Genomic DNA, 9,658 nt, shown 5'->3' on the forward strand with positions numbered 1-9,658 from the left:
GAGATGAAAGATTTCGCCAACTGGGGAAGGAGATTCTCGCCTACGGCGCCCGAACACTATTCCGGCCCTCAGGTTTTTTGCGGGAATCCTCTTCGCATTATCATCTGCTTCTTTGCCGGTCCTACCTCGAAGCGTTTTGGATGGCCGGTGGGAAGGCGGATCAAAAATTTTGGGAAGGACTCAAGGACCGGCTTGTGGACATGACCCGGGCGTCGGCCTTTTTCCTGCGGTCGGGATATTTTCCAAGAATCGGCGACGTTTCGCCGGATTTCCCCACCGCATTTCACCGCGGGATTCCCGCAGTAGGCGCGGCGGTCCTGGCCGAAGACTCGGTTTCCCTCCCTCCGCCGGAGGAGATCGGGTGGCACTCTTTTTTTCTTCCCTCCGGCGCATCAGAAGAAAAAGAGCGGCCCCCACTTCCGGAAATCGAGGGCTGGGAGGATGCAGGATATTACCGGTTGGTCAAGGGAAAGTGGGAACTGTTCGTTTACCTGAATCCTGACGGCCATGTCCCCGCCTGGTCGCACGGCCATTCCGATTTGCTCGGTTTTCTTTTGATGTATGGCGGCCACCCGGTATTGGTTGACTCTGGCCGCGCCACATATGCCGACAACCCGCTGGGCCACTACGGCCGGGGGGCATCTTCCCACAACACCTTCCGGGTGGATGGCCTCGCTCCTTGTCTGGTCCACGCCCACAATGGATATGTTCCATTGATGATGAAGGAATATTTTGCCTACCCCGCAGAAGTGCGTATCGAAAGGCGGGAGGACGGCCTGAAAGCACGTCTGATGTGTAGCGGCTATCAGCGTATAGCCCTCGGGATAAGGGTCGAGCGGGTGTTTCTTCTGGGAGAGGGGGGGCTCAGGATCATCGACGAGGTCTTGGGAAGCGGCCGGCACCTCCTGGAGAGTTTTTTCCATTTCCATCCCGATGTCGGGGTGAGGCGGAAGGGGCAGGATGCCCTTGGGCTCTCGCTTCCCGGCGGGGAAGAGTTGGAGTTTTTGGGGAAAGTCGATCCGGACGAGTCCGTTGTCCTGGAAAAAGGCAAGGAATCGGGGGATGTGATGGGGTGGTACAGTCCCGAATACGGAGAAGCCATCCCTTGCTGGAGTTTCCTTCTAAGGGGCCGGCGCTCCCTTCCGCTCCATCGTTCGTGGACTATCCGCCCGGCCCATAGGTAGATCATTTGTATGTGTGGAATATGCGGAGTGTATTCAACGGCTTTGGGGCTCGAGGGCCGCAGGGAGGCCGTCGAGCGGATGTCCCTGGCCATGGTCCATCGCGGTCCCGATGACGCGGGGGCGGAGGATTTCGGGGATGCCTGCCTGGGAATGCGCCGCCTCAGCATCATTGATTGCAGCCCCCAGGGGCATCAGCCCATGTCGAACGAGGATGGTTCCGTATGGGTGGTTCTCAACGGGGAGATCTATAATTTCAAGGAACTTCGCTCGGATCTCGAGCAAAAGGGCCACACCTTTCGCTCCCGCACCGATACCGAAACCATCGTTCATCTATACGAAGCGTTCGGGGAAGGGTTCCTGGACCATCTTCGGGGGATGTTCAGCCTTGCCGTGTGGGACGGCCGGCGGGGCCGCCTGCTCGTGGCGAGGGACAGGGTGGGCATCAAGCCGCTCTATTACGCCGAGATTCCTTCGGGATGGGTATTCGCCTCGGAGCTGGGAGCGCTCCTTTCTTCCCGCCTGCTTCCAAGGGAGTTGGACGTTGCCGCCCTTGATCTGTACCTCTCCTTTGGCTACGTTCCCCCCCCGGGAACCCTGATAAAAGGGATTCGGGTTCTGCTTCCGGGGCATTGCATGGTGATTTCGAAAGAGGGCATGACCTCCCGGCAGTGGTGGGATTTCCCCGTTCCCGGTAGCAATCCGTGCCCCCCCGGCAAAACCGTTCCCTGGCTGCGGAGCATCCTGGACGAGAGCATCCGCCTCCATCAGATCAGCGACGTTCCGCTGGGAGCTTTTCTCAGCGGCGGAATGGACTCGACGGCGGTCGTGGGGCTGATGTCGCGGATTTCGTCCGAGCCGGTCCGCACGTTTTCCATCGGGTTCGACGACGCCCCGGCGGGGTTCGACGAGCGCCCGTACGCCCGGATGGCGGCCGAGGCCTACGGCAGCGACCACACCGAGGTGGTCATGAATGGTGCGACGGTCCGCGAGGCATTGCCCCGGATCGTGCGCCACATCGACATCCCCAGCTTTGACGGCATCAATACCTTCCTCGTCTCTCAGGCTGCCCGGGAAGGGGGCCTCACGGTCGCCCTCTCGGGCTTGGGCGGAGATGAGGTTTTTGGCGGCTACGATACCTTCCACCTGATACCGCGGTGGGGGTGGGCCGCCCGCCTTTGGGGAAAGGGGCCGCGCTGGACGAAGGCGGCGTTGAGCCGGGTGGTGAAAAGGCTCTCGGCAGAGAGCCCCTCCTTCACCAGCGAGCGTTCCCGGAAGGTGAACAGGATGATGGGGGTGAATTCTGAAACGGATCTCTACGCTCTGGCCCGCCTCATCTTGTGGCCGGATGAGGTCAAGTCTCTTTATTCCGACAGCGTGCGGATGTCTCTCCCGGAGGATTCGGGCCCGATGGCCCTCCTTCGCTCCCTCTCGCCAGAAAACGGGAATTCCTGGCACAGGGTAAATTTGTTGGAAATGCAGGTATATATGGGATGGCGCCTCCTTCGCGACACGGACGCCATGAGTATGGCCCACTCCCTCGAGGTGAGGGTCCCCCTGATCGACCACAAGGTCATCGAGTTCGTCGCCGGTCTTCCCGAGGGGTGGGAGAAAACCTGGGGCCATCCCAAGCGGCTTTTGAGCGAAGCGCTCGGCGACTTGATCCCTCCCGAAATCCTTAGTCGGCCGAAGCAGGGATTCGCCTTCCCCATGGGAAAATGGATGAGAGGGGAATTGCGGGAAGTGGTTGAAGATACCCTCTCTCCTGAGAGCGTGAGGCGCCGGGGGCTGTTCGATCCGGAAGGGGTGCAGTCGCTTTATCGGGCCTTCGAAGAGGGAAGGATGGCGTATCCCGCCCTGTGGCAATTCGTGATTCTCGAACTCTGGATGCGGGAGACATTCGATGCGCCCGTGGCCGTGAGTCAGGCGTCATGATGCGGGAAAAATGATCAGCGTTATCATCACAGCCTATAATGCGGAATCCTTTATTCTCGAATCCGTGGAGAGTATCCTCCGCCAGACGGAGCCCGATCTGGAGTGCATCGTGGTGGACGATGGCTCCGGGGATCGAACCTCCGCCGTCCTCCGCGAGATGTCCGACCCGAGGGTGAGACTCATCAGCCCGGGCAGGGTCGGCCGGGGAAGGGCCCTGAATCTGGGAATTGAGCAGAGCCAGGGGGAATTTATTGCCATTCAGGACGCCGATGATCTGTCCCATCCCCGCCGCCTTGAGATTGAGCGCACGATCCTGGAGAAGGAGTCCGCTTTTTCGGGGCTGGGAACCGGACAGATTCTTTTCCGTGGTGCGGAAGCTCCGGCGTGGGACATGACAAAAGACCCGGCGGAGGGGAGGGAACTCCACGATATTTCCTCCACCCTCCTCTACCGAAACCACTTGTCCCATACCTCTTTCATGGTCCGGCGCTCCGCCCTGGAGTCGGCCGGTTTCTATGACGCCGGGCGCAAGGATTTGTTCGACTGGGATCTTTACCTGCGGCTGGTTATGAAGGGGCACAAGATCGGAAAGCTGGATTTTCCATTGGCGGCAAAACGGATTCATGGCGGTCAGTTTTTCGAAGTCAGAAGCCGCCTGGCATACGTGCGCCACTGCTATCAGCTCCAACGGGCGGCCAGAAGAAAAATGGGGAAGGCATGGTTTCTCGATGGCCTGTTTGTTCTCATTTATTTTTATCGGCTTCTTCCCCGGCCGGTTCGCCTCTCTGTCCATTCTTGACGCACGGGGAAAGATTTCGATGGGACTTGAGAGGAGGCGGGTCATCGTTTTTGACTTTGATGGCGTAATCTTGGAATCCACCGAGATAAAAGCGAGCGCCTACAGAGAGTTGTTCGAAGAACATTCCGGGCACCGGGATGCCATCCTCGAATACCAGAATGAAAACGGCGGCCTGCCGAGAAGAGTTCAGATTCAGCACGTTTATTCACGCATTCTGGGGCGGGCGCTCACGGACGCGCAGCTTGACGCAGAATGCAACCGGTACGGAGAGATTGTTTTCCAGCGTGTTATGCGTGCTCCCTTCGTCGCGGGAGCCCGCGAGTTCCTCGAGGCCAATCACGGGCGTTGCCGCTTGTATGTGGCTTCCGCCACCCCGGAGGAAGAGCTGAAGCAGATTGTGCGGGGGAGGGGGATTGAAGGGTTCTTCGCCGGAATTTTCGGCGCCCCGAAAAAGAAGGCGGAAATCCTGCGGGCAATCGCTATGAAAGAGGGCTGCGGCGAAGGCGACATGGTTTTTATCGGGGATTCTCCCTCGGATCGAGATGCCTCCCGGGAGGCAGGGATTCCCTTCTTGGCGCGCTCGGGCACGTCGGGGCCATTAGCCGATGCCCCCTTCCGGGTTTCCGACCTGACCTCTTTGGAGCGCTGTCTCAAGGAGCTTTTCGCTGGATGAGGACACTTGTTGTATTTGATGGTTCCTGGCCGGCGCCGTCGGTTGCGGCTTCCCTGGAAAATGGCAGTTCTGTCACGCTCTTCGCGCTCTCGGAAAGCACGAGCGAAGCCCTTTTTGAGGTGCTGGCGGAAAAGGGGATGCAGGATGTTGAATCATGTGAAACCGCTGTATGTGTTGATCGGCAGGTGGAGCGGCTTTGCCGTGAGCTCCCCGGTTGGGCATCCCAGTGGGGGAGGCTCCCGCTCAAGGATAAGACGCTAAGGGAATGGCTCCTCTTGCCCGATGGGAGGACCAGCGCCTATTGGCTCGGGCCGCTTTCGGAGAAAAATCCCCTAAAGACGGTCTCTTTCCTGTACATGGCCCAGATTCTGGCCGTGGAGGAGGAACTTCGAGAGAACGCATACGCAAAGTGCGCCATCTTCGTGGAACCGGAAGTGCTGCGAATGGGCCTGGGCAGGGCGGCGAACGAAGCGGGGGTTCGTTGCGAGGCCTCCGTCCGCAAAGTCGGGTTCCGGAGAGGGATAAGGCGCTGGCTCGGCGAAAAAAGGGGGATGTTTGCCGGACTCGTAGCGCTCGCCGAGGTCAGCGTTCGCTCCTTTCTGGCCAGGGCGGCGATGGGACCGAGATCCAAGCGGCTGCCTTCTGCTGGAGGGCTTCTCGCGGTCACTTATTTTCCTTACCTGGACGAAAAAGAAGCGGAGGCCGGAAGATTTCAGAACAAGTATTTTTGGCCCCTGCAGGAGATGCTAAAGGAGAAGGGGGAGTCTGTAGACTGGCTTTTGATGTATGTGAAAATTGAGAGCCAATCCTACCGCGATGCGCTCCGGGTCGCGAAAGCCCTGAAGGCGGGAGGGAGCCGACTGCTGATTTTCGAGGAGTTCGCCGGAGTGCGTGCACTGTTGCGCGTTTTTACCCGGTGGCTCAAACAGATAGTGCTCTATGCATTCATCGCCAGGAGAATCCACACAACTCTCGAAGAAGGGGAGACATCAAAATGCCTTGTCCCGGTTCTGATGGACCTGTTCCGGCGCACCTTCGTTGGGCTGGAGGCGGTGCGGGGCCTGCTCTTTTTCTTTGTGTTCCGGGAGTTTTTCGATACCACTCCATCGCCGCGGCTTTGCATCTATCTCTTCGAGATGCAGGCCTGGGAAATCGCCTTCTCGGCGGCGGCCCAGGAACGGGAGCCGCGGCCCAAGATCGTCGGATATCAACATACCTCGATTTCCAGGAATTATGTTTTTTACCGGCAGGATGCAAGAGACATGCGCCCCGGCGAAGAGGCCCTGACGCTTCCCTTGCCGGACGTGATCGCATGCAATGGAGAGATTCCCTCCTCGTTGCTGAAGGAGTCCGGTTTCTCGAACGTGCAGGTTGTGGAGTCGCTTCGCCATATCGGGTGGAGCCCAGGGAGCGAGCACGCTCGAGCGGAGAAGGAAAATTCCGGGAAACGCGAACCGATCCTTCTGGTCGCCGGTTCGATCGTAAGGGGGGAAACCCTCGAACTTCTTTCTCTGGTGTGGAGAGCGCGTCAGGAATTGAAGGGTTGGAGGGTTCTTCTCAAGGGACACCCCTCGATGCCGTTCGGTCCTTTGCTGAGGGAAAGCGGAATCTCCCCTGAAGCGGAGGGGCTGGAGATTGCCGAAGGCGCCATAAGCGATTGGCTCGAAAGGGCGCCAGCGGTTCTGGTCCCCACCAGCTCGGTGGCGGTCGAGGCCCTGGGGTACGGCTGCGAGGTATTTGTCCCCATTTTCCCTTCGGTTTTCAATATGAGCCCGTTGGCGGGGTACGAAAACCTGTACCGGAGGGTGTGCTCGCCCGCTGGGCTTGCCGCTGCGCTGGATGCGTTCCTTCAGGAAGGCCCCAAGGCGTCTGCGGAGGAAAAATCTTGCTTCCTGGATGCGTACTGGTGCCTTGATTCTTCCCTGGTCCGATGGAGGCGATTATTGGAAAATCATTGAAACGAACATTTCTCGTGGCCTCGCGTTTTCGTAAAGGCGTGAAGAAAATAAAGAGCTTCTCCAAGGCAGATTTTCTGGGTAGAGGCGCATTGCCAGATATTTCGTGAATGAAACAAGGAACTTTGAAATTGGAAAAGATCGCAAAAACTGAAAAGGCAGTCTTGCTGCTGGGTTTTGTCTATCTTGCTGTTTTTGTTTTTCTCGCCAGCGCGGGACTTGAGGGCGGCTTTGTGTATTTGTTGGCCGTGGTCAGCATCGCAGCGGCGGCGGTGGCCCTCTTCTCCCTGGAAGAGGCGCTGCTGGTTGGAATCTTTCTGCTTCCGCTGGTGTCCATACAGGGCCGCCTTCCCTTTTTGGACCACACGGTTTCCTTTGACCGGTTTTGGGTCGCTTGGTTTCCCCTGATCTGCCTTATCCGCCGGTTCCGCGAAGGGGCGAGGTCCATCCGGGTTCCGGCCGGGATGAAGACGGCCTGGCTCGTCGTTTTGGTTTTCGTTCTGTTGCGCACAACGATAACCTGGTGGAACGGAGAACTGGGCGGGGGGGGCGTGACCGAGTCTCTGAAATGGATATTACAGGGTTTCTTCTTTCTCGCAGTGGCGGACACCTTGGCCCGGAAGCCGGGGCTGAGCGTACGCGCCGTCCGGATGGTTTTGCTGTCCATCGGGTGTGTGGTTTCGGTGGCTCTGCTCCAAATCGTTTCGACCTCATTGCAGATTCCGTTTCCCAGGATGGTCTGGTTTCCCGAGGGAGATTTTCCCTTCCTGAAGTATTATTCCACAATCGGGCACCCGAATTTCCTGGCCGCCATCCTGGGGGTGGGGGTGTCCCTTGGGGTCATGGCCCTGGAGCGGGGGAGGGAGAAGTGGCTCTGGGCGGGTTTTCTCGTCGCGGTGATGGCCTTGTCCATGTTCACCAGAAGCCTGATCGCTTTGTTCATCGTTTTGCCGGTCCTGTTCATGTTGCTGCTCCGGCTAAGGGCTTTGCGCCTTTCTCGTTGGGCCTTGTCGGGAGTCTGTGGGGTGGTGTTCCTCGTTGCAGTTGGAGTGTGGGGAAATCAGGATATGTTCCGTGGAAACTCGTTCTCTGTGCGCGGGTACATTTATCAGGTCCTGAGTCCTGCCGTCCGCCGTTCTCTCGTTCTGGGATATGGGCCTGGAAGATTTGGAGCGGTCTTCGTTGACGCTGAACGGGATCTGCCGCTGGAAAAACTGCCCTTGTGGCGGAAGAAAATTGACGCCCGCATAGCCAGACAAATGGTAGAGAGCAAGGACGGCTTTTTATTATTGCCCCCATCCGATGAGCACATTTTCCTCAAAAAGAAATTGTCCGGCGATCTGGTCCTGAAGGCAGCGCAAAAAAGAGACTGGAATTTCCAGGGAGAGGTTTTTTCGGAAAAAGCGGGCACAACCCGACTGTTCATCGAGCGGAACGGCATCAAGAATTACACGGATTTCAATTCCATCGGTGGCCCCGGGAGAGACTTGAGAATTTTCAAGCCGGTGGCTTTTGCGGAATTCCCGGGTTGGGAATTCATCGGAGAAAGGTCCCGTTTGCCCACTGGATATTCCCGTGTGGTGGATCCCCAAACCGGAAAGGACCCATAGAAGCGAATTTTGATCTGAAAAGGGTGATGCCCGGGCGACTGGATGGAATAAAGGAAGGACAGGCCCGAGTGGGTATTTGGCTGAAGGTCCTGGGGAAAGGAGTGGATGCGGGGAGGCAGGAAATCCGTATCTGGCTGGGAGACAATTTTTCGACAAAAACGCGGTACATCCCGCAAAAAGAGACCCGGTGGCAGTTCCTGGTTCTGGAGAAAATGCTAGTAGAGAACACTGGGAAGCTGCGTTTCGGGGTAAACGTATCACTTGGCTCGGGACCGGTTCTGGTCGGGGGGGTGTTTTTCAGTGATGGCAACCGGATTGTTCCTTTGCTTGGAAGGAATGTTCAACCCCCCAGAAATGAAATCGAGGGTCTAAGCTGGAAGAGCGGAGCGGGAGAGCTTCCTCCCGGATGGCGATTCGATCCAAACAGCCCGGCCAAGAGGATTGAAGTGACAGAGGGAGTCCGGCCGGGGGTGAAAACCGCTCTTCGTTTCAAAGGAAAATTTCAAATGATTTTCCCTTTGTCGAACTACGTTGGCAAGGCCTACCTCGAAGGCCTGAAAGGAAAGGCGTTTGCCGTCAGCGCCATGACCCGGGCGGTGGGGAAGGACCCGGCCGGCAGGTGCATGCGGTTGCGGGTGTACGACGGCGTGAGCCATCAGGCCACTCCTTCTCAAGTAAGCGACGGCAACTGGCGGTTGATGCAGCTAAGCGGAAGAGTCTCGCCCTCCGCCGGGGAGCTTGCCTTGATTCTGGAGGCGGACCGGCAAGAGTGCCTGGTTTGGATTGACGGAATATTTTTCGACGACGGACGGCAGGTGTTCAATCTTCTTCCCATCGGCCTGAATGCTCCAAGGAATGGAATGGAAGTTTTCCTGATGGCATCCAGGGCGTTGGATATCGGAAGAACAGGGGCTTCTCCTCCCGGCTGGCGCATTTCTGGAAAATCCCGGAAGGAGCTGAGTTTCCTGGGCGATAAATCCTCTCTCGGCCGGGGAAATGCTTTGTGGTTTCTGCCGAAAGGCCCCTTGAGCATGGAGTTTGATATTGGCAACCGCTTGTCCCTCGATCCCATGTCCTTGTCAAATGTGTCCCTCTCGGGGGGCGTGTGGGTCAGGCATGACAGGAAATTGTGCACGGTATCCCGGGTCCGCTTCGCGGTCTATGACGGGCGGGTATCGCGGGGTGTTGTGGATGAACTGATATCCTCCGGAGAGTGGTTGTTTGTCCATTTTCGCGAAGTGAAGCTGCAAAAACCCACGGAGTTGGTACTCAAATTGGTAATCCCTGAATGTGCGCGGAAAGTGTTGATTGGTCCGCTCTTCGTGAGCGATGGAAAGGTGATACTCCAGCTGCTGGAGGGGCGTTTTTCCAGCCCCCCCAGAAATAAAATCGAGGGTCTAAGCTGGAAGAGCGGAGCGGGAGAGCTTCCTCCCGGATGGCGATTCGATCCGGACAGCCCGGTCAAGAGGATTGAAGTGACAGAGGGAGTCCGGCCGGGGGTGAAA

8 protein-coding genes are annotated in these 9,658 nt (G+C 57.8%); 7 read left to right on the forward strand and 1 reads right to left on the reverse strand.

The features are described from left to right. The 5 genes from O2807_06995 to O2807_07015 all read left to right on the forward strand — a co-directional run. A partial coding sequence (locus O2807_06995; GenBank protein ID MDA1000247.1) for a heparinase II/III-family protein occupies positions 1-1,184 on the forward strand: 1,184 nt, incomplete at its 5' end. 9 nt (positions 1,185-1,193) lie between these two features. Beyond that, entirely contained in the window at positions 1,194-3,116 is a 1,923-nt protein-coding gene (gene asnB / locus O2807_07000) for an asparagine synthase (glutamine-hydrolyzing) (protein ID MDA1000248.1), read from the forward strand. A 10-nt stretch (positions 3,117-3,126) separates the two neighbouring features. Beyond that, on the forward strand, positions 3,127-3,915 hold the full coding sequence (locus O2807_07005; GenBank protein MDA1000249.1) for a glycosyltransferase: 789 nt from the start codon (positions 3,127-3,129) through the stop codon (positions 3,913-3,915). A 19-nt stretch (positions 3,916-3,934) separates the two neighbouring features. Continuing rightward, complete coding sequence (locus O2807_07010; GenBank protein MDA1000250.1) at positions 3,935-4,588, forward strand: HAD hydrolase-like protein; 654 nt, start codon at positions 3,935-3,937, stop codon at positions 4,586-4,588. After that, the gene (locus O2807_07015; protein MDA1000251.1) at positions 4,585-6,546 is read left to right on the forward strand and encodes a hypothetical protein; all 1,962 of its coding nucleotides are present in this window, start codon (positions 4,585-4,587) and stop codon (positions 6,544-6,546) included. The genes O2807_07010 and O2807_07015 overlap by 4 nt, the downstream gene beginning before the upstream one ends. Here the strand turns inward: O2807_07015 and O2807_07020 are convergent. Beyond that, positions 6,540-6,908 (reverse strand): hypothetical protein, encoded by a 369-nt coding sequence (locus tag O2807_07020; protein MDA1000252.1) that lies wholly within the window; start codon positions 6,906-6,908, stop codon positions 6,540-6,542. The two genes, O2807_07015 and O2807_07020, sit on opposite strands and share 7 nt — an antisense overlap. A gap of 291 nt (positions 6,909-7,199) precedes the next feature. Between O2807_07020 and O2807_07025 the strand changes: the two genes are divergently transcribed. Beyond that, positions 7,200-8,153, forward strand: coding sequence for an O-antigen ligase family protein (locus O2807_07025; GenBank protein MDA1000253.1), 954 nt, complete (start codon positions 7,200-7,202; stop codon positions 8,151-8,153). A 101-nt stretch (positions 8,154-8,254) separates the two neighbouring features. Continuing rightward, the coding region (locus O2807_07030) for a hypothetical protein (protein MDA1000254.1) at positions 8,255-9,658 on the forward strand (1,404 nt) is incomplete at its 3' end.

It is taken from the genome of bacterium (genome assembly GCA_027622355.1).
In the GTDB taxonomy this organism is placed as follows: Bacteria; UBA8248; UBA8248; order UBA8248; family UBA8248; genus JAQBZT01.